Raw genomic sequence first — 20,036 nt, forward strand, 5'->3', positions numbered from 1 at the left:
CTACTCCGCGGGGATCGAGTGGATCAGCTGCACCACGCGGGTCAGAACAGCAGGATCCGTTTCCGGCGGAACTCCGTGGCCAAGGTTGAGGACGTGGCCCGGGGCGTGGGCACCAGCGGCAATGACCTCGCGAACGTGGGCCTCCAGGACGTGCCACGGAGCGGACAGGAGGGCCGGGTCGATGTTGCCTTGCAGGGGGACGGTACCGCCCAGGCGACGGTTCGCCTCATCCAGCGGAAGGCGGTAATCGACGCCGACAACGTCAACGCCGACGTCGCGCATGGCCACCAACAATTCGGACGTGCCGGTACCGAAGTGAACCAGGGGTGCGCCGAGGCCGCGGACATGGTCCAGCGCGCGGGCCGAGGCTGGTGCAACGTACTTGACGTAATCTGCCAGTCCCAGGGATCCGGCCCATGAGTCAAAGAGCTGGCCTGCTGAGGCACCGGCTTCGAGTTGCGCCTGGAGGAAGAGTCCGGAGGCGTCGGCCGCCCAGTTGGCCAGAGCCGTCCAGGTTTCCGGATCGGCGTGCATCATGGTCCGTGGCCCCAAGTGGTCCCGGGACGGCTTACCTTCCACCATGTAGGCGGCAAGCGTAAAAGGCGCACCGGCGAAGCCGATGAGCGGCGTGGAGCCCAATTCCGCGACCGTCAGGCGTACGGCCTCACGAATAGGCTCAAGGGCCTCCCACGTCAGCGTGGGCAAGGCCGCAACATCCGCTGCGGTGCGGACCGGCTTGTCCAAGACAGGCCCGACGCCGGGAACGATGTCCACGCCGACGCCGGCGAGCTTCAAGGGGATAACGATGTCCGAAAAGAAGATTGCGGCGTCCACATCGTGGCGGCGCACCGGCTGAAGCGTGATCTCGGACGCCAGTTCAGGGCGTAGGCAAGAGTCCAGCATGGCGACTCCCTCACGGACCTTGAGGTATTCCGGCAAGGAACGTCCGGCCTGGCGCATGAACCATACGGGACGGCGGGAGGGCTTGCCGCCACGGTAAGCCGTGATCAGCGGAGAGTCCGAGGTGCGGCCATCCATCAGCGGATGGGTTGCGCCGAGAACTCCGGCTGGAACGCTGGTGGCCGTACTCTGGGGTGCTGCCGGGCTAGAAGTCATGCCTACGATTGTCCCCAAAATCGCCGGCAAAAGATAACGACAGCCTGTCACGTCCAGGTTGAAGCCCGGACCGGGCTTCGGATGCGATCCCCGGCGTGGCGGGCGTCACTGCCTCCCGTGTGGATTGCCACGGTCCCGTATTGTTCTACCAGCCTACGAAAAAGCTATGATGGGTTTGCTGTGGTTCTTTTCTCATTGGTGGCTACACACGCCGACATCGATCTCGAAACCGTCGCTCAACTGAGCAACGGTTCCTCCGAGCTTGCCTCTGCAACCCTGACGGATTCCCCTGAGGTTTCCGGAGCAGTGGTCTTGGCCACCTGCAATCGCTACGAGGTATACGGCGAAACGTCCAGCGCCGCCGACCTTGAAGCGGCCCGTTCAGCCCTCGTTTCGCAGATCAGCGAACTCAGCGGCCTCAACGAGCAGATGGTCTCCCGCTCCTTCTCCACCCATGTGGGCCCCGACGTCACCCGGCACCTCTTTGCCGTCAGCGCCGGATTGGACTCTGCCGTGGTGGGGGAACGTGAAATCGCCGGGCAAGTCCGCCGGGCACTCATCAGCGCCCAGCAAAAAGGTACTGCGAGCTCGGGCCTCGTGCGGCTCTTCCAGGCTGCTTCCAAGACCGCCAAGGACGTGGGTGCCCAAACCGCCCTTGGTTCGCGCGGACTTTCCATCGTTTCCGTTGCCTTGGACCTCGCCACGGACCTGGCTGAGAACGACGATTGGTCAACCAAGAAAGTCGTGGTCTTCGGGACCGGCGCCTATGCCGGCGCCACGATGTCCCTGCTGCGCGAACGGGGTTGCACGGACATCTCCGTTTACTCGTCCTCCGGACGCGCCGAGGGATTCGTCGCCACGCGCGGCGGAACGGCGCTCGACGCCGACTCCCTTCCGGCTGCCGTTGCGGAGGCCGACGTCATGATTGGCTGCAGCGGCTCGGACAACCAAGTCGAGGCTCAAGACCTCGCCCGTGTCCGTGCCAACTCCGGCAAGCCGCTGATCGCCATCGACCTTGCCCTCACCCACGATTTCGATCCTGCGGTTGGCGAGCTTGACGACGTCGAGCTCCTCACCCTTGAGTCCGTGCGCCTTGCCGCACCCCAGGAGCAAGCCGAATCCCTGACGCAGGCCAGTTCCATAGTGACCAAGGCCGCCCAGTCATTCGAGTCCGAGCGTGAAGCCCGTTCAGTGGACACGGCCATTGTGGCACTGCGCCGGCACACCATGAATGTCCTGGACGCAGAGATGGAAAAGGTCCGCGCCCGGCATGGCTGCACCGCTGCAGCCGAGGAGGTGGAGTTTGCGCTCCGCCGCATGGTCAAGCAACTCCTGCATATTCCCACTGTTCGCGCACGCGAGCTTGCAGCGAACGGCCAGCAGGAGGAGTACGTCGCGGCGCTTGAGGCTCTTTATGGAATTCAGGTAGAGCAGCCGCAGTCCCCCGCCCCGGCCGCGGAGTGCCCGGTGGACCACCAGGAACTCCGCTCCGAGACCGCATAACCGGCTAAATTACCGGTTAGGCGAACGCGTTCACGCCGGTCATCTCTGCAGAGAGTTCCCACAGCTTCCGTGCATCGGCTTTATCGATCGCGTGGGCATCTACTCCTTGGTACCTGGCGAGGGGCGATTCAGGGTCCGTGGGATTGGCGATGTCGCAATCTTCGCAGTAGACCCCGCCATGGCCGTCCAGAGCCGGTGACGTTGCCGCCCACACGGAGGTGGCCGCTCCTTGCTCCGGTGTCTTGAAGCCCTCGCGGACGTTCCCTTCGGCATCCATCCACCCGGCGGCCACCATCTCCTCCTTGGGCAGGTGCCGTTGGAGTTCGGTCATGATGCCCCCTGGATGCACCGCGAAAGCGCGCACGCCCGAGTCCCGGCCCAACCTGTCCAACTCCACGGCGAACAAGGCGTTGGCTGTTTTTGCTTGGCCATAGGCTTTCCACTTGTCGTAGCCACCGGCAAAGTTGATGTCGTCAAAACGGATCGAGGACAGCTTGTGGCCGGTTGAGGACAGCGACACAACCCTGGCATTTCCGGAGGCAACCAGGGCCGGCCACAGCAAGTTGACCAAGGTGTAGTGCCCTAAATGGTTGGTGGCAAACTGCGCTTCCCAGCCCGGACCCAAACGCTGCTCAGGGCTGGCCATGATGGCTGCATTGTTGATCAGGATGTCCAAGGTGCTGTGCGATGCCAGGAACCGGGCCGCAAAATCCTTGACGCTTGACTGGTCTGCCAGGTCAAGGGCTTCAACCACCACAGTATCGCCCACCCCTGCCGCGGCCAGCACGGTGCGGGCATGATCGGGGCGCCGGGCGGGAACCGTGACCTCCGCTCCAGCGGAGGCCAAAGCCTTCACGGTTTCCAAGCCGAGGCCCGAGTAGCCACCTGTAACGATGGCTGTCTTCCCCGACAAATCAATGCCGGCGATAACGTCCGAAGCAGTCGAGCCATGGCCGAAGCCGGAATGGATGGGCAACTGCGGGGTGATGTTCGATTCGTTGATCATGCGTTGAGCTTCCCAGATGGCGCAGAGGGTGGGCAACCAATAAACGATCAGTAGACAGGTTTCTCCGGCTCGATGTCCCGAACCCAGGCGAGGATGCCGCCGTCGAGATGGCTGACCCGGGTATAGCCGGCCTTGCGCGCAGCCTCCAACACGGCAGCCGAGCGCGTCCCTGCCTTGCAGTGGAACACGATGTCCCTATCCTGGGGCAGCTCCACCCACGCTTCACCGGAAAGTATTCGGCCCTGAGGAATGAGGACCGAGCCGTCGATGCTGACAATGCTGTGTTCCCCGGACTCGCGTACATCCACCAGGTCAAAGTCCCGGTCACCTGCATCACGTTCGGCGAGCATGGCCGCGAGATCCTTGGCGGAGACAGTGTGATCCTGGTCTGTCGGTGCAGGAGGCGTGATACCGCAGAAGGCCTCATAGTCGGTCAACTCCGTGACCGGTTCAGCTTCCGGGTCCTTGGACACCTTAATTTCCCGCCAGCTGCCGCCCAAGGCGTCAAAGAGCGCCACCCTGCCCAGCAGCGAACGCCCGACGCCGGTGATCAGCTTCACGGCTTCGGTCACCATCAGGGAACCGACGGCGGCGCACAGCATGCCAAAAACGCCACCTTCACCACAGGACGGCACCGAGCCGGCGGGAGGCGCCTCGGGATAAAGATCCCGGTAGCTGGGCCCGTGCTCGGCCCAAAAGACACTCACTTGGCCGTCAAAGCGGAAGATGGATCCCCACACGTAGGGCTTGCCGAGAATGGCCGCGGCGTCGTTCACGAGGTACCGGGTGGCGAAGTTGTCTGCGCCATCGAGGATGAGATCGTACTGGGCGAACAGCTCCAGCGCGTTGGAGGAATCGAGGCGAACATTGTGGGTGACCACGTTGACCAGGGGGTTGAGCTCGGCGATTGCCTTGCGTGCGGACTCGATCTTGGGCGTCCCCACGTCCTTGACGCCATGGATGACCTGCCGTTGCAGGTTGCTGAGGTCAACGTCGTCGTCGTCCACGATTCCCAAGGTTCCCACGCCTGCGGCGGCCAGGTACAACAAAGCGGGCGAGCCCAGCCCTCCCGCGCCGATGACGAGGACCCTGGCGTTCTTAAGCCTGCGTTGGCCTACAGCGCCAATTTCCGGAATGATGAGATGGCGCGAATATCGCTCAACCTCGGCCGGCGTAAGCCCGGCGGCCGGTTCAACAAGGGGTGGCAGGACAGCGGGCGCAGCGGAGTGGGCAGCAACAATTGAGGCCATACCCCAATGTATGCCCGCCGATGCCGCCAGGTCATATTACCCACCGGTAGAGTGGTCATAACTGCAAGGGAAAGGCGGCTGACTGTGGCTGACGGCACACGGGCAAACGATGGGGCAGCAGCGAAGCCGGACCGGGCAGGATCGCCCCGGTCACCCAGGTTGCCAAGGGACGAACGTCGGGCACAGTTGCTCAACGCCGCCCTGGAGGTTTTTGTGTCCAACGGTTTCCACGGGGCCGCCATGGATGAGATCGCAGAGACAGCTCGCGTCAGCAAGCCCGTTCTGTACCAGCACTTCCCGTCCAAGCGCGAACTGTATATGGCTCTCCTGGACAGCCATCTGGCCACCCTGACCGAGCTCATGCTCAGCGCCCTGAACTCCACTACGGATAACAAAGAGCGCGTCAAGGCCGTCATGCGTGCGTACTACAGGTTCATTGCCGACGACGACCAAGCCCACCGTTTGGTGTTCGAATCGGACCTCATCAACGATCCCGATGTCAGTTCGCGCTTGGAGACGTTCAACAAGACCTTCGCCGACGCCGTCGCACACGTGATCGCCGAAGACACCAAGCTGCCTCCGCTGGAGGCCCAGCTCCTGGGGCGTGGGCTCGCCGGCATGGCGCAGGTCAGCGCCCGGTACTGGCTGGAAACCGACGGTAACCTGGACCTCGATGTGGCCAGCGACCTGATCTATCGTTTAGCTTGGCGCGGAATCAGTCGTTTCCCTAAAGAGTCCTAGGCTACAAATAGAGGACAGACCTAACACTTGATTGGCTTGGAGGCCTTGCTGTGGAAGTAAAGATCGGCATTCAGAACGTCGGCCGCGAAATCGTGCTCGAATCGGCCCTCGATGCTGACGCTGTGGCCAAGATTGTGGCCGAGGCAGTGTCCAAGGGCTCAGAGCTCCGTCTCACGGATGAGAAGGGCCGCCAGATCATCGTCCCCGGCAACGTCTTGGGGTACGTCGAAATTGGGGCTGAAGAGGTCCGCCGCGTCGGCTTCGGCGCACTCTAGAAGCTCAGCAGTCCTACCCAGCAGCAGTCCCACAAGGAGCGCCCATGCTTTCCCTCGTCATCGTGGTCTTGGCTACCATTGCCGCTGGTTTCATCGTGTGGGGAGCTGACAAGCGTCACAGTAGATACGGGACTGTGCTGCCGGCCGGCGTCGCGACCACCGTCGGTGCCCTGGCCTGGATCATCTTCATCAGCGTCGGCTGGGGATACCAGCCGGGCCTGACGTGGATTCCTTGGGTCGCGCCTATCGTGTTGGGAACCATCGCCGCGGTGGCCGTGGCGCTTTTCCTGGGACGTACGCGGACCAAGATCGACACTGCTGCGCTCACCCGGGCATTGCGGCTCTAGCCGCGGTTCACTTAATAGCGGAGGGCCATCACCTTATGGGTGATGGCCCTCGGCTATTAAGCACCTTCAACAACACCTTCGGGCACATCTAACAGGTCCGCTGAACGCGCCTCTACAGGAACTCGGCCCGGCCTTCCATGGCCGATGACGCGAGGGCATGTTCACGTTTGGGGATGCGGCCGGCGCGTTGCGCCAACCTTCCCGCCATGACTGCGTGTTTGAACGCCGCGCCCATCTGCACCGGGTTCTGGGCCCGGGTGACGGCTGTGGCCAGGAGGACAGCATCGCAGCCTAGTTCCATGGCAAGTGCAGCATCCGAGGCTGTCCCGATGCCGGCGTCGAGGACCACGGGAACGGACGCGCGGGAAACAATGAGTTCAATATTGTGCGGGTTCAGGATGCCCAGGCCCGTCCCGATGGGTGCACCCAGTGGCATAACTGCTGTGGCTCCCAACGTCTCCAACCGCAGGGCCAGGACGGGATCGTCATTGGTGTAGGCAAAGACTTTGAAGCCGCGGTTCACCAGCTGTTCGGTGGCGTCCACGAGCTCCACGCCGTCCGGAAGCAGCGTGTGCTCGTCGGCAATGACCTCCAGTTTCACCCAGTCGGTCTCCAATGCCTCACGGGCCAGCTCCGCCGTCATGATGGCATCTTTTGCCGTGAAGCACCCTGCGGTGTTGGGCAGTACCTTGATGTTGTTGTCCACCAGGAGTTGGAACAGCGAGCCGGTTTCCGCTGGGGAATACCGCCGCATGGCGACAGTGGTCAGTTCCGTGCCGGAGGCCAAAAGGGCGGCGCCCAGCCCGTCCAGGCTCGGCGCACCCCCTGTGCCCATGATCAGTCGAGAGCCGAACGTGACGCCGTCGATTACCAAGGGATCGTGATCGCCGGAAGACGGCGTTGTTGTTGTTTCCTGCGCTGCGGTTGATGCCGTTGTCATGCTTTAGCCTCCTTGGACTGCGGTAACAAGTTCTACGTCGTCCCCATCGGCGAGCGCCGTTGCAGCCCATTGGCTGCGGGGCACAACCTCGGAGTTACGGGCGACGGCGACACCGAGCTTGCCGCCGTCGGCAGCCTGTCCGCGGTGGTCCAAGACCCGCCCTGTGATGGCGGTGACGAGCGTGCTAACGGAGGCGTCCTCCGCGACCGCGTGGTCTGCACCGTTGAGTTTGATGTTCATGCTGATCCTAGGTTGAGCGTTTGAGGGTTTTCAGAATGCGTGAGGCCAGATCGCCGCGGATCGAACCGGTCGGGCCGGAAGATTGACCAGCGCGGGTCCGAGAAGCCATCAAGCAATCCGCCCACTATCTTGGCGGCGACTGGTGTCAGGAGGACACCATGGCGGAAGAATCCGGTGGCGATGACCAGCCCTTCAGTGTGACCCGTGGAAGCGGCGACGCGCCCAAGGAGCGGTGCGTTATCCGGGGTGCCCGGCCTGGCGCGGGCTGTGACTTCCAGGAGTTCGAGTTCGGCCACCGCCGGAACCAGTGCTTGGGCGTCCCGCAGGAGTTGGTACACACCGCCGGCAGAGACGGCATCGGTGCCCGACGATAATCCGTCTTCTCTTTGTGTTGCCCCAATGACCACCGTTCCGTCATCCCGGGGAACGATGTAAATGGGCACGCCACGGACCACTCCCCGGACGGTTGAGGTGACCAAAGGCCGGAGGTGCTCCGGCACCCGAAGCCTGAGGATATCGCCATACACAGGACGCAGCGGCAGTGTCAGCCCGTCCGGGAGTCCGGGGAACTGCCGGGCGCCCAGCCCGTTGGCCAGCACCGTCTCTTCCGCCACAACAACCGAGCCGGAGTCGAGTTCGACGCCGGTGACGCGTTCGCCGTCCCGCATCAGGCCGGTTGCTGCGGACGCCACCCCAAATCCGTCCCTTGCCCCGGCCACCCAGGTGGTGTCTGCTGGTGAATGCATGGCCAGTCGGGCCAACAGGCAGGCTGCCAGCTTCCGTGGATCCACCTGATGGTCGGATGGGATATCAAAGACGCAGGAAATATGTGGACTCAGCAGCGGCTCACGCTCCCTCGCCTGCCGCAAGGCCATGGGTTCCACCGCCAGCCCGGCGGCGAGCTGCGCGGAACGGAGGTCCATCAGTGCACGACGATCCGCCGCGTCCGCGCCCACTGCAAGGGTCGACGTCGTGCGGTAACCGGTGCTCCCGCCAGCTGTAGGGAGGCCGGCGGCGAACGACGGCCACAAGCGGGACGATTCGAGCATGAGTTCCAGGAGGGCTTCCTCCTGGTAGTGCAATTCGCTGACCGGCGCCAGCATGCCGGCGGCAGCAAAGGTCGCTCCGGTAGCGGGGCGGGGGTCGATGAGTGCCACCGAGCGGCCGAGTCGACGGGCTTCGTGGGCGATGCCCAGGCCGATGACTCCCCCACCGATCACGGCGACGTCGGCATGCAGGGGCCCTTCGCCGCCCTGGATGTGGCTGGATTCTGCCATCTGTTTCCTTCCCTACGCCGGTACTAGCCGGATCAGGTCAAGCGGTCGGCGCTGAAGCCCTCTCAGCCGGACGGTCATATGACGTTTTCCGGCTCCCGCAGTACGTGCCCAGTTTAGAGGAACTACTGTGGTTCCATGACCCAGCACCAAGCCATTGCCTCTGCCCGCCTCTACTTGTGCACTGATGCGCGGGCGAGGCAGGGCGACTTTGAAGACTTCGTGGACGCGGCCTTCCAGGGCGGCGTGGACATCATCCAATTGCGGGATAAGACCTTGGAAGCGGCGGAGGAGCTGGAAAAACTTGCCATCCTCCGTTCGGTTGCCGAGCGTCACGGCCGGTTATGGGCCGTGAACGACCGGGCGGACGTCGCCAGTGTTTCCGGGGCTCCCGTGTTCCATATCGGGCAAAAAGACCTCCCCTTGGGTGCTGCCCGCGGGCTTCTCGGCGGCAACACGGCAATCGGCCTTTCCAGCCACGATCCCCGGCAGATCGATGCGGCCATCAACGCTTCTGCGGGCACGGCAGCCTTGGACTATTTCTGTGTTGGCCCGGTCTGGGCAACGCCGACCAAACCTGGCCGTGCCGCCGTCGGACTGGAGCTGGTCACATATGCCGCAGAAGCCGTGAAGCGTGTGGAGGAGAAGGCTGGGAGGAACGAACCGCTGCCCTGGTTCGCGATCGGCGGCATCGATCTTGACAACGTGGAACAGGTGGTGGCCGCGGGGGCCAGCCGCGTCGTCGTCGTCCGCGCCATCACCGAAGCCACTGATCCGACGACGGCGGCCAAGTCACTGATCGAAGCGCTGGACGCCGCTTAGCCGCACAGCAAATTGATGCTGCCCGGGTTTCGAGACTCCGGGCCCGTTTCGGGCTAACCTGACTTTCGTGTCACATCATCGGATAGCACCCAACGTCATCGACCCGACAGACCAGCTCGCTGCGGCGCTGGCCGCGCTGAGGACCGAATTGGAACTGCCGGGCCCCTATCCGGATGCGGCTGTGGCCGAGGCCCGGAAAGCGGTGGAAAACCACCAGTTGCCTGCAGCGGACATGCGGGATGTTCCGTTCGTCACCATCGATCCTGCGACCTCCACCGACCTCGATCAAGCGCTGTTCATCGACCGTGCCGGAGACGGCTACAAGGTCCTGTACGCCATCTCCGATGTGCCCTCTTTCGTCGTGCCAGGTGGTGCCCTTGACGCGGAGACCCGCCACCGGGGCCAGACCTTCTATGCGCCGGACGGACGTATTCCGCTGCACCCGGAAATCATCAGCGAACAGGCCGGGAGCCTGCTGGAGGGACAGGACTGCGGAGCCTTCGTGTGGAACTTCGCGCTGGACCAGGCGGCCGACGTCGTCAGTGTCACCGTGGTTCGCGCCACGGTCCGGAGCCGGGCCAAACTCAACTATCACGGCGTCCAGCAACAGATCGACGCCGGGACCGCACCGGCTACGCTGCAACTGCTCAAGGAGGTCGGCCTCAAGCGGGTGGAACTGGAACGGTTGCGTGGCGGGGCCAGCCTGAACATGCCCGAACAGGAAATCGTCCAAGCGAACGACGGCGGCGGGTACAAGATCGTAGCCGCCCCCTCTTTGCCCGTGGAAGACTGGAACGCGCAGATTTCCCTCATGACAGGGATGGCTGCTGCGCAACTGATGCTGGCGGGCAAGGTGGGGATCCTCCGGACCATGCCGGCCCCTGACGAACGCTCGCTGCTGCATTTCAAGAGGCAAACACAGGCCCTCGGCAAGCCTTGGGACGGCCAGGTGAGCTATGGCGAGTATCTGCGGACCCTTGATGCAACCGACCCCAAGCAGTTGGCCATCCTCCATTCGGCAGGCTCCCTGTTCCGTGGGGCCGCTTACACTCCCTTCGACGGCGATGTTCCCGCAGAGGTCCTCCAGGCGGCCATCGGCGCACCGTATGCCCACGCCACGGCGCCCCTCCGAAGGCTCGTGGACAGATTCGTCCTGGTCATCTGCGAGGCCCTCAGCAACAAGCGGGAAATCCCGGCCTGGGCCCGTGAAGCCCTCCCCTCACTGCCTGAGATCATGGCGACCTCGGACCAGCTCGCAGGCCGGCTCGAACGGTTGGCTGTTGACACGGTAGAGGCGGCGCTCGTGGCCAACCTCATCGGCCAGGAATTCGATGCTGTGGTCATCTCCGGGTCCAAAGCAGGCAACGGAAACGGAAACGGCAACGGGAGCGGCCCTTCCGGCCTCGTCCAGATCGCGGATCCGGCCGTGACGGCCCGATGCGACGGTGAAATGGAGTCAGGGACCAAAGTCCGGGTGCGCCTGACGCAGGCCGACATTGCCAATCGCGAGATCAGGTTCGAGTTGCTCCCGCCAAGCCATGGAACGGACGATCCGGGCTTTGAGGCTGCCAGAGGATAGACTGAGCCAGTAGTAATGGATGCCCGGTCGTTGATTCAGATGATTTTGAACTCAACAAGCCCGCCCCTACGCGATCTTGAGATATACCGGCTGGTCACCAGTGCCAGTAACTAGATAGCCCGCGATCGGCTTCCACTGGAATTGCATGTGCGCCCGTTCGTGCTCCGGTAACGGCTTCGCTGCCCCCGTTGAGCATGCAGCGCCAATGCCTAAATGAATAAGGAAACTCCCTGTGAGTGAATTGCATACCCATGAAGTCCTCACCGACTCCACCGGCACCGAAATTCTCGAACCCGAGGAAACCATCGTCTCCACCGAGACGCCCCACGAGATCGAAGAGAAGACATTCGCCGACTTCAACGTCCGCGCCGACATCGTCGCGTCTCTGGCCGACGCCGGAATCACGCATCCCTTCCCCATCCAGGCCATGACCTTGCCCGTGGCGCTGAGCGGCCACGACATCATCGGCCAAGCCAAAACGGGTACCGGTAAGACGTTGGGATTCGGCATCCCTGCCCTGCAACGGGTTGAAGGACGCGATGACCCGGGATACTCCAAGCTCGCAGTTCCCGGCGCGCCGCAGGCATTGGTGATCGTCCCCACCCGTGAACTCGCGGTCCAGGTTGCCAACGACCTCCAGACTGCCTCACGCCAACGCAATGCACGTATCGCGACGATCTACGGCGGAAGGGCCTACGAGCCCCAGGTGGACGCGCTGCAAAAGGGCGTCGAGATTGTTGTCGGTACACCCGGCCGGTTGATCGACCTCTATAAGCAGAAGCACCTGAGCTTGAAGAACGTCAAGATGGTGATCCTTGACGAGGCAGACGAAATGCTGGACCTGGGCTTCCTTCCGGACGTCGAGACACTCATCGCCGGCACTCCCGCGGTTCGTCAGACCCTGCTCTTCTCGGCCACCATGCCCGGCCCCGTCATCGCGATGGCCCGCCGTTACATGACCAAGCCGACCCACATCCGCGCAGCCGACCCCGACGACGAGGGCCTCACCAAGCGCGACATCCGCCAGCTCATCTACCGTGCGCACAGCATGGACAAGACCGAAGTCGTGGCACGTATCCTGCAGGCCCGTGGCCGCGGACGAACCATCATTTTCACCAAGACCAAGCGCACCGCCGCGAAGGTCGCCGAGGAGTTGGTGGACCGCGGCTTCGCTGCGGCAGCCATTCACGGTGACCTCGGCCAAGGCGCGCGCGAACAAGCCTTGCGGGCCTTCCGCAACAACAAGGTGGACGTCCTCGTCGCCACCGACGTCGCCGCCCGCGGCATCGACGTCGACGACGTCACGCACGTCATCAACTACCAGTGCGTGGAAGACGAAAAGATCTACCTGCACCGGGTTGGCCGCACCGGCCGCGCAGGCAACAAGGGCACTGCCGTCACGTTCGTGGACTGGGACGACATGCCCCGCTGGGGCCTGATCAACAAGGCCTTGGGACTCAGCGTTCCCGAGCCGGTCGAGACCTACTCCTCCTCGCCGCACCTCTACGCGGACCTGGACATTCCCGAGGGCACCAAGGGCCGCCTCCCGCGGAACAAGCGGGTCCTTGCCGGTGTGGACGCCGAAGTTCTCGAGGACCTCGGGGAAACGGGCAAGAAGAACTCACGCTCGGGCGGATCGGGCCGCGACGGCGGGCGCGACGGTGGGCGTGACAGCGGCCGGGGCCGCGATGCTGGCCGTAGCCGCTCCGGCAAGTCCGGGGACGGCGACTCAAGCGAAGCAAAGGCGGACGCCGGACGCAACCGCACCCGCCGTCGTCGTACCTCCGAAGGCGAAGCGGCTCCAGCAGCAGCTGCCTCCGAGGCACCGGTTTCCGGGGACGCCGCAGAAAAGCCGGTACGCGCACGCCGTACCCGCACGCGCCGCCGCAACGGTGAAGTGGTTTCCGGTGAGTCCGCAGGCACCCAGTCCGGCAACTCCGAGGCCTAAAGTCCTCAATGACTGACACTGTTTGGGCGCCGGACGGCAGCAATCTGGTGGTACACGCGGACAACGCGGACTTCCTGCCAACCCTGCCGGACGGCGCCTTCACTCTCATCTATGTTGACCCGCCCTTCAACACCGGGCGGGTCCAACGCCGACAGGAAACGCGGATGGTCCGCAACGCGGACGGCGACGGCGACCGGGTCGGGTTCAAGGGTCGCTCTTACGACACCATCAAGGGCGCCCTGCACAGCTACGACGACGCGTTCAGCGACTACTGGTCCTTCCTGGAGCCCAAGCTCTTGGAAGCTTGGCGGCTTTTGGCCGATGACGGCACGCTGTACCTTCACCTCGATTACCGCGAGGTGCACTACGCCAAGGTGATGCTCGATTCCATCTTCGGCCGGGAATGCTTCCTGAACGAGATCATTTGGGCGTACGACTACGGCGCCCGCGCGAAGAACCGCTGGCCGACCAAGCATGACAACATCCTCGTCTACGTCAAGAACCCGGCCAGGTACCACTTCGACAACGCAGAGGTCGACCGGGAGCCGTACATGGCCCCGGGGCTCGTCACGCCAGCCAAACGCGAGCTGGGGAAGCTGCCGACGGACGTTTGGTGGCACACCATTGTGTCGCCGACGGGCCGCGAGAAAACCGGCTACCCCACCCAGAAGCCCGAAGGTTTGGTCCGCAGGATCGTCTCGGCCTCCAGCCGTGAAGGAGACTGGTGCCTGGACTTCTTTGCAGGCTCAGGAACCCTGGGCGCGGTCGCGGCCAAACTGGGACGGAAGTTCGTCTGCGTCGACCAAAATGAACAGGCGATTGACGTCATGCGCAAACGGCTGGGCGCCAAAGCAGCCTTCCATCCAGCCGTTTCAAGCAGCACTTTTGACGAACGCCTGCACGGCGTTGGCAATCATCTGCACGGCGATGGCTGAGAGCAACAGACCCGCGATCCTGGTGACCAGTTCCACGCCGTTCTCGCCCAAGGCCCGCTGAACCAGACCAGCGAACCGCATGGCGAGGTACAGCGAGGCGAGCACCACCACGATTCCCAATCCCACGGCAAGGTATTGCGAGACCTCGTGGGACTGCTGAACGAAAACCATGACCGCCACGATCGCTCCGGGCCCGGCCATCAGCGGGGTCCCCAAGGGCACGAACGCCACGTTTTTGTATTTGGCGGCGTTTTCCTCGCCGCTGGTGGACCCCGTAAGCAACTGCAAGGCAATCAAAACCAGCAGCAATCCGCCCGCTCCTTGAAGGGCGGCCAACGAGATGTGCATGTAGTTCAGGATCGACTGCCCGAAAATGGCGAAGAGCACAATGACGCCCGTGGCTACCAGGAGAGCCTGGAAGGCAGAACGGTTCCGGTCCTTCGCCGACATTTGAGCCGTTAGGGACATGAAAATGGGCACCGTTCCGGGCGGGTCCATAATGACGAAAAGCGTGACGATCACGGATGCGAGTAGTTGGACGTCCATCAGGCCACCCTTGTGGCGCAGGTATCGTGTTCCACCTGACTACCTTGTTTCAGCGGACTACCCTGCCTCACCGGATTACCCTGCTGCCGGTTGCCAATTCCTCTATCCGCGCAAGGACTTCGGGTCGCGTGGTGTTCTCGCCGATCAGGTTCGGCTTGCCGGCCCCGTGGTAATCCGAGGAACCCGTGACCAGCAGTCCATGGGTCGCGGCCAGTTCGCGAAGGAACGTGCGTCCTTCTTCGGGATTGTCCCGGTGGTCCACCTCCACGCCCAGCAGTCCGGCGTCGATCATCTCCTGGTAAACGCCCTCCCCCACGATCCGTCCGCGCGATGACGCCACCGGGTGCGCAAAGACGGGCACGCCGCCCGCTGCCCGGACGAGCTCGACGGCGAGGGCCGGGTGCGGCGCGTAGTGCTGGACGAAGTACCGTGAATGGGACGTGAGGATCGACGTGAACGCTTCCGTCCTATCCGCCACAACTCCGGCAGCGACCAGCGCGTCGGCGATATGCGGGCGGCCCACGGTGGCCCCGGGCGCAACATGGTGAATCACGTCATCCCACGTGAGCGGATAATCCTCGGACAGCAGGCTGACCATGTGCTCGGCACGGGTCAGGCGGGCGTCCTTGGACTTGGTGATCTCTTCCAGCAAGCCGGGGTGCGCGGGATCGTGCAAATAGCTCAGCAGATGGACGCTGATCCCTTCCTTTGTCCTGCAGGAAATTTCCATCCCGGGAACAAAGGCAATCCCATTGTCCTGCGCCGCTGCAGCCGCAGACTCCCAGCCGTCCGTGGAATCGTGGTCCGTCAATGCCACGGCGTCGAGCCCCGCCGCAACGGCGGAAACAATCACCTCCGCCGGGGACTGGGTTCCATCGGAAACATTGGAGTGCGTATGCAGGTCGATCCTCACTTTCCCAGCCTATTGGATGCGCGGCCGCATACGCCGGTGCGCCGTTGGCCACATCAACTCACTGGTGGGACGATGTAACGGTGAACGATGCCGAAAACACCCAAAACATGGACTCCGCAAATTCCCAGCCCCTGCAAGAACGCGTGAACAACCGTTCCCAGCGGCCCACATCCGAGGCCTTCAAGGCCTTCATGGCCAGCAACTGGGCGCCCGCCCCGCAGGTAACCCCTGCGCGCGACGCCGTCGCTGACCACGCTGCCCGCCGCCGTCGTGCCATCTCCGAACTGTTCAAGGGCGAACGGCTGGTCATCCCGGCGGGGCCACTGAAGGTACGCTCCAACGATTGCGATTACCGGTTCCGCCCGCACTCCGGTTTCGCGCACCTCACCGGGCTGGGCCTGGACCACGAGCCCGACGCCGTGTTGATCCTCGAGCCTGTCGCTGAAGGAAAGGGCGACGACGCCGGCCACCACGCGGCGACGCTTTACTTCCGGCCGCTCGCCGGGCGCGATACAGAACAGTTCTACGCCGACTCGCGCTCCGGTGAGTTCTGGATCGGTGCACGTCCAACGCTCGCTGAATTCGAGGCCCGGCTGGGCCTCCCCACCGCCGACATCTCCGAACTGGAGGTCGGTATCACCAAGAACGTCGGGGCTCCGGAGATCGGCGGGATCTCCATCCGCCTGGTCCGCGGAGTAGACGAGAACATCGATGCCCTGGTGGACACTGCCCGCTTCAACACCGCCAAGGACCCGGAAAACCTTGACCTTGGTGAACTCGACGCACTCGATGAAAAGCTGAGCGAAGCACTCTCTGAATTGCGCCTCATCAAGGACGAGTGGGAGATCGAGCAGATGAAGATCGCCGTGGCCGCCACCGTCGAAGGCTTTGCCGACGTCGTCCGCGCCCTTCCGCGCGCACTGACCCACCGGCGCGGCGAACGGGTTGTTGAAGGTGCCTTCTTTGCCCGGGCACGCGAAGAAGGCAACGAGTTGGGCTATGACACCATAGCGGCATCCGGCAACAACGCCACGGTGCTCCACTGGACCCGAAACTCAGGCCCCGTCAAGGCTGGGGAGCTCCTCCTCCTGGACGCCGGCGTGGAGGCCGACTCCCTTTACACCGCGGACGTCACCCGCACCCTGCCGGCCACCGGCACGTTCACCGACGTTCAGCGCAAAGTCTACGAAGCTGTCCTCGACGCCGCCGACGCCGGATTCGCTGCTGCGCGTCCGGGCGTCAGGTTCCGCGACATCCACACTGCTGCCACCACGGTGCTCGCCGAACGCCTGGCGGAGTGGGGCCTGTTGCCGGTCTCTGTCGAAGAAGCGATCAGCCCCGAGGGCCAGCAGCACCGGCGCTGGATGCCACACGGAACCAGCCACCACCTGGGCCTGGACGTCCATGACTGCGCACAAGCCAAGCGCGAACTCTACTTGGACGGAGTCCTCACCGAGGGAATGGTCTTCACTATCGAGCCCGGACTGTACTTCAAGAACGAGGACTTGGCTATTCCCGAGGAGTACCGCGGCATCGGCGTCCGGATCGAGGACGACATCCTGATGACCGCGGACCGACCGCTGAACCTCAGTGCCGCCCTTCCCCGTACGGTCGACGACGTCGAATCATGGATGGCCGGGATTTACCAAGAGGCCGCGGGCTGACCACTACTGCTGCCGGGGGTTCTCCCCGGCAGCAGGCGGCTGGGCGTCGCCCTGCGGTGCTGAATTACCTTCGTTCACACGGACCCCGTATTGGGGGCGACCGTCGGGGAGGTCCGGGTATCGAACGGCGCCGGAAACGGGCTTTTGCGGAGCCTGGTCCGCTGGAGTTGCCCCTGACGTAGGCACATTCTGGCCTGCAGGAGTGCCGGAGCCATCGTTACCCGGGGTGCGCTGGCCATAGGGGTCGTGCCATGTCGAGGGACGTTCCGGGGCCTGGCCCGGCTGCTGGAACGGCGCGCTCGGTGTGCTGTAGGGCCCTGGGCGGCCGCCGGCTTGGGACGAGTTCATTGGCAGCTGCTGGAGCAACCTGCGTGCCTCGTGGGCAGCTTCAAAGGCGACGATGACGTCGTAATTGGTGGCCACCACTTGGCTGGTCGATGTGAAGTCGCGCTTTCCACGCTGGGTGGCGTAGGTAACGATGCCGAACAGCATGAAGAAGGCCGCGCCCATCAACACAGAGGTGATAATCGAAAACGGTCCGCCAGCGGGAGTGAAGAAGGAGAGCATGACGCCGACGAAGAGGCCGAACCACATGCCGCTCAGGGCACCAGACAAGGCCACCCGCGGGTAACTCAGCCGGCCGGTGACCCGCTCCACCATTTTCAGGTCGTTACCCACGATTGAGACGTGCTGAACCGGGAACTGCTGGTCCGCGAGGTAGTCCACCGCCTTCTGGGCATCCAAATACGAGGTATACGAGCCAACAGTGTCTCCTTGCGGCACACTGCGGGATTCCTCAAGGGCTTTGGGAGCACCAAAAATGTTAGACATAGCCCCATTGTGTCGCATCGACATGGGAAGCGGCTGGAATTCAGCTAAAAGAGTGCAGACTCGGTAGCCTATGAACATGAGCACACATCCTTCACGCGTCTTTGTCGCGCGCTTGCTCGGACTGGACGTCTTCGACCCCTTGGGCGACCGTCTTGGCCGGCTGCGTGATGTCGTGGTGCTCTCACGCGGTACGCGCGGGGCTCCACATGTAGTTGGCATCGTTGTGGAAGTTCCGGGCAAAAAACGGGTATTCGTGCCGATGACCCGGATCACCTCCATCGACCAAACCCAGATCATTTGCACGGGCTTGGTCAACCTCCGGCGCTTCGAGCAGCGCGGGGCGGAAATGTTGGTCGTGGCGGAGATGTTCGATCGCCGCGTCACGTTGGCCGATGGCAGCGGGGACGCCACCATCGAGGACATCGCCATGGACCAGCACCGTTCAAAAGACTGGTTCGTCAGCAAATTGTTCGTCCGCCGTGGGCATTCCATGTCACCGCTCAGCAGGCTCCGGCGCAATGAAACGCTCATTATCGACTGGGCCGACGCGCGCACCGAAGCGCCGAACGAGCCCCAGGCGGCAACGCAGTTCGTGGCCACCCACGAGGACCTGAAACCGGCCGACTTCGCCGAAGCCCTCCAGGAGATGAGCGACAAGCGCCGGTTCGAAGTAGCCAGCGAACTGCAGGACGAGCGGCTCGCCGATGTCCTGCAGGAACTCCCGGAGGATGACCAGGTGGAGATTCTCTCTGCCCTGGACGTTGAACGCGCCGCGGATATCCTCGAGGAGATGGATCCCGACGACGCCGCCGACCTCCTGGCAGAGCTTCCCTCGGCCCAGGCCGAGGAACTCCTGCAACTGATGGAGCCGCAGGAGGCTGAGGACGTCCGCCGTCTCCTTGAATACGACGAAGACACAGCCGGTGGCTTGATGACGCCGGTCCCGGTTATCCTCCCCCCGGAAGCCACCGTGGCGGAGGCGCTGGCACACGTCCGGCGGGAGGAACTTTCACCCGCTTTGGCTTCCTCCATCTTTATTACCCGTCCCCCGCTCGAAACGCCCACTGGCCGGTTCTTGGGCGTGGTGCACATCCAACAACTTTTGCGCTTTCCCCCGCCGGAGCCGCTGGGAAACCTCGTCGACAAGAACCTTGAGCCCTTGTCCGACCAGGCACACATCAGCGAAGTCGCCCGCACCTTGGCCACCTACAACCTCAATTCGCTTCCCGTCGTCGACGACGATGGGCGCCTTGTGGGGGCGGTGACTGTTGACGACGTGTTGGATCACTTGTTGCCGGATGACTGGCGCGCCCATGATGATGACGCCCCAATAAGGAAACTGGGAGGCCGCATTGGCTGAGAACAACTCCACCCGTTCCCCCAAGGCCATCGCACGCCAAGCAGGCAACAGCTACGGGAGCCTTGACACTCCGCTGACGGGTCGCCAGCGGTTCCTTCCCAAGTTGTCCCCCAATCCGGACGCTTTCGGCAAGGCAACGGAGGGTTTCGCGCGGTTCATGGGTACACCGCAGTTCCTCGTCTACATGACGGTGTTCTGCGTCTTTTGGCTTGTGTGGAATACCTTTGCCCCCACCGAGTGGCAGTTCGACCGCGTGGAGCTTGGTTTCACCCTGTTGACGTTGATGCTGTCCCTGCAAGCCTCCTACGCCGCTCCCCTCTTGCTCCTTGCACAGAACCGGCAAGATGACCGGGACCGTGTGTCCCTGCAGCAAGATCGCCAGCGGGCCGAACGGAACCTTTCCGACACCGAGTACTTGACCCGTGAACTGGCGTCGCTGCGGATCGCGCTGCGGGAAGTGGCCACGCGCGACTACGTCCGTGCAGAGCTGCGCGGCTTGTTGGAAGACATCATCGATGCCCAGGAAGAACTGCGGGAAAATGAAACCGCTCCGGACGAAACGGAATCCCCGCGCGAGAAAGTAAAGGAGCGGATCAAGGAAAAGCGGGATAAATCCCGCAGTCCGCGAACCCAACAGATCCCCAAGGTCCGTCCCAAGGGCTCAGGCCCGCAGCATTCCACGGGCAAGCCCTTGAGGAGACCCGAAACTCCCGAGGCGCCCGACGCTCCGGAAAGCTTGGCATAGG

Annotated in this window: 20 protein-coding genes and 1 riboswitch; of the genes, 11 read left to right on the plus strand and 9 right to left on the minus strand. The window is 63.5% G+C overall.

All coding sequences use genetic code 11. The features are described from left to right. Positions 1-1,116, minus strand: coding sequence for a uroporphyrinogen decarboxylase (gene hemE, locus QRN42_RS08950; RefSeq protein WP_284978899.1), 1,116 nt, complete (start codon positions 1,114-1,116; stop codon positions 1-3). A gap of 180 nt (positions 1,117-1,296) precedes the next feature. Here hemE and QRN42_RS08955 point away from each other — a divergent pair, with 180 nt between their 5' ends. After that, positions 1,297-2,619: a glutamyl-tRNA reductase gene (locus QRN42_RS08955; protein WP_284978900.1), complete on the plus strand. Its 1,323-nt coding sequence runs from the start codon at positions 1,297-1,299 to the stop codon at positions 2,617-2,619. Positions 2,620-2,635: 16 nt separating this feature from the next. Here the strand turns inward: QRN42_RS08955 and QRN42_RS08960 are convergent, their stop codons facing one another. Both QRN42_RS08960 and moeB read right to left on the minus strand, forming a co-directional pair. Beyond that, positions 2,636-3,625 (minus strand): SDR family NAD(P)-dependent oxidoreductase, encoded by a 990-nt coding sequence (locus tag QRN42_RS08960; RefSeq protein WP_284978901.1) that lies wholly within the window; start codon positions 3,623-3,625, stop codon positions 2,636-2,638. 47 nt (positions 3,626-3,672) lie between these two features. Continuing rightward, on the minus strand, positions 3,673-4,875 hold the full coding sequence (moeB, locus tag QRN42_RS08965; protein WP_284978902.1) for a molybdopterin-synthase adenylyltransferase MoeB: 1,203 nt from the start codon (positions 4,873-4,875) through the stop codon (positions 3,673-3,675). A gap of 6 nt (positions 4,876-4,881) precedes the next feature. On the opposite strand from moeB, the gene QRN42_RS08970 reads away from it, so the two are divergent. Genes QRN42_RS08970 through QRN42_RS08980 form a run of 3 tightly spaced genes read left to right on the plus strand, consistent with a single transcriptional unit; the run spans position 4,882 to position 6,238 of the window. Then, positions 4,882-5,616, plus strand: a complete 735-nt coding sequence (locus QRN42_RS08970) for a TetR/AcrR family transcriptional regulator (protein ID WP_284978903.1) — start codon at positions 4,882-4,884, stop codon at positions 5,614-5,616. A 50-nt stretch (positions 5,617-5,666) separates the two neighbouring features. Next, on the plus strand, positions 5,667-5,891 hold the full coding sequence (locus QRN42_RS08975; RefSeq protein WP_144659727.1) for a DUF3107 domain-containing protein: 225 nt from the start codon (positions 5,667-5,669) through the stop codon (positions 5,889-5,891). 44 nt (positions 5,892-5,935) lie between these two features. Continuing rightward, positions 5,936-6,238 carry a cytochrome c-type biogenesis protein gene (locus QRN42_RS08980; RefSeq protein ID WP_284978904.1) on the plus strand — a complete coding sequence of 101 codons (303 nt, stop codon included), beginning with the start codon at positions 5,936-5,938 and terminating at the stop codon, positions 6,236-6,238. A gap of 112 nt (positions 6,239-6,350) precedes the next feature. Here QRN42_RS08980 and QRN42_RS08985 read toward each other — a convergent pair whose 3' ends face one another. The 3 genes from QRN42_RS08985 to thiO form a co-directional block, all read right to left on the minus strand. After that, a complete protein-coding gene (locus tag QRN42_RS08985; RefSeq protein ID WP_284978905.1) occupies positions 6,351-7,178 on the minus strand; it encodes a thiazole synthase in 828 nt (275 codons plus the stop codon). A gap of 3 nt (positions 7,179-7,181) precedes the next feature. Beyond that, entirely contained in the window at positions 7,182-7,418 is a 237-nt protein-coding gene (gene thiS / locus QRN42_RS08990; RefSeq protein ID WP_284975983.1) for a sulfur carrier protein ThiS, read from the minus strand. Then, positions 7,415-8,695 carry a glycine oxidase ThiO gene (gene thiO / locus QRN42_RS08995; protein WP_284978906.1) on the minus strand — a complete coding sequence of 427 codons (1,281 nt, stop codon included), beginning with the start codon at positions 8,693-8,695 and terminating at the stop codon, positions 7,415-7,417. The genes thiS and thiO overlap by 4 nt, the downstream gene beginning before the upstream one ends. Further along, positions 8,688-8,804, minus strand: a riboswitch (TPP riboswitch). Its footprint overlaps the gene before it by 8 nt. A gap of 26 nt (positions 8,805-8,830) precedes the next feature. On the opposite strand from thiO, the gene thiE reads away from it, so the two are divergent. The 4 genes from thiE (at position 8,831) to QRN42_RS09015 (ending at position 13,976) form a co-directional block, all read left to right on the plus strand. Beyond that, complete coding sequence (gene thiE / locus QRN42_RS09000) at positions 8,831-9,514, plus strand: thiamine phosphate synthase (protein WP_284978907.1); 684 nt, start codon at positions 8,831-8,833, stop codon at positions 9,512-9,514. A 67-nt stretch (positions 9,515-9,581) separates the two neighbouring features. Next, positions 9,582-11,093 carry an RNB domain-containing ribonuclease gene (locus QRN42_RS09005; RefSeq protein WP_284978908.1) on the plus strand — a complete coding sequence of 504 codons (1,512 nt, stop codon included), beginning with the start codon at positions 9,582-9,584 and terminating at the stop codon, positions 11,091-11,093. A 232-nt stretch (positions 11,094-11,325) separates the two neighbouring features. Further along, the gene (locus QRN42_RS09010; RefSeq protein WP_284978909.1) at positions 11,326-13,041 is read left to right on the plus strand and encodes a DEAD/DEAH box helicase; all 1,716 of its coding nucleotides are present in this window, start codon (positions 11,326-11,328) and stop codon (positions 13,039-13,041) included. An 8-nt stretch (positions 13,042-13,049) separates the two neighbouring features. Next, entirely contained in the window at positions 13,050-13,976 is a 927-nt protein-coding gene (locus QRN42_RS09015) for a DNA-methyltransferase (RefSeq protein ID WP_284978911.1), read from the plus strand. On the opposite strand, the gene QRN42_RS09020 is transcribed toward QRN42_RS09015, so the two are convergent. Then, positions 13,914-14,522, minus strand: a complete 609-nt coding sequence (locus tag QRN42_RS09020; RefSeq protein WP_284975977.1) for a MarC family protein — start codon at positions 14,520-14,522, stop codon at positions 13,914-13,916. The two genes, QRN42_RS09015 and QRN42_RS09020, sit on opposite strands and share 63 nt — an antisense overlap. A 67-nt stretch (positions 14,523-14,589) precedes the next feature. Continuing rightward, a complete protein-coding gene (locus tag QRN42_RS09025; protein ID WP_284978912.1) occupies positions 14,590-15,435 on the minus strand; it encodes a PHP domain-containing protein in 846 nt (281 codons plus the stop codon). A gap of 80 nt (positions 15,436-15,515) precedes the next feature. On the opposite strand from QRN42_RS09025, the gene QRN42_RS09030 reads away from it, so the two are divergent. Further along, complete coding sequence (locus tag QRN42_RS09030) at positions 15,516-17,099, plus strand: aminopeptidase P family protein (RefSeq protein ID WP_284978913.1); 1,584 nt, start codon at positions 15,516-15,518, stop codon at positions 17,097-17,099. 3 nt (positions 17,100-17,102) lie between these two features. Here QRN42_RS09030 and QRN42_RS09035 read toward each other — a convergent pair whose 3' ends face one another. After that, positions 17,103-17,930 carry a general stress protein gene (locus QRN42_RS09035; RefSeq protein WP_284978914.1) on the minus strand — a complete coding sequence of 276 codons (828 nt, stop codon included), beginning with the start codon at positions 17,928-17,930 and terminating at the stop codon, positions 17,103-17,105. 76 nt (positions 17,931-18,006) lie between these two features. Here QRN42_RS09035 and QRN42_RS09040 point away from each other — a divergent pair, with 76 nt between their 5' ends. Continuing rightward, positions 18,007-19,290 (plus strand): magnesium transporter MgtE N-terminal domain-containing protein, encoded by a 1,284-nt coding sequence (locus tag QRN42_RS09040; protein ID WP_284978915.1) that lies wholly within the window; start codon positions 18,007-18,009, stop codon positions 19,288-19,290. Further along, complete coding sequence (locus tag QRN42_RS09045; protein ID WP_410549254.1) at positions 19,283-20,035, plus strand: DUF1003 domain-containing protein; 753 nt, start codon at positions 19,283-19,285, stop codon at positions 20,033-20,035. The genes QRN42_RS09040 and QRN42_RS09045 overlap by 8 nt, the downstream gene beginning before the upstream one ends. Position 20,036 lies beyond the last annotated feature (1 nt).

This window comes from Arthrobacter sp. fls2-241-R2A-200 (assembly GCF_030209745.1).
In the GTDB taxonomy this organism is placed as follows: domain Bacteria; phylum Actinomycetota; class Actinomycetes; order Actinomycetales; family Micrococcaceae; genus Arthrobacter.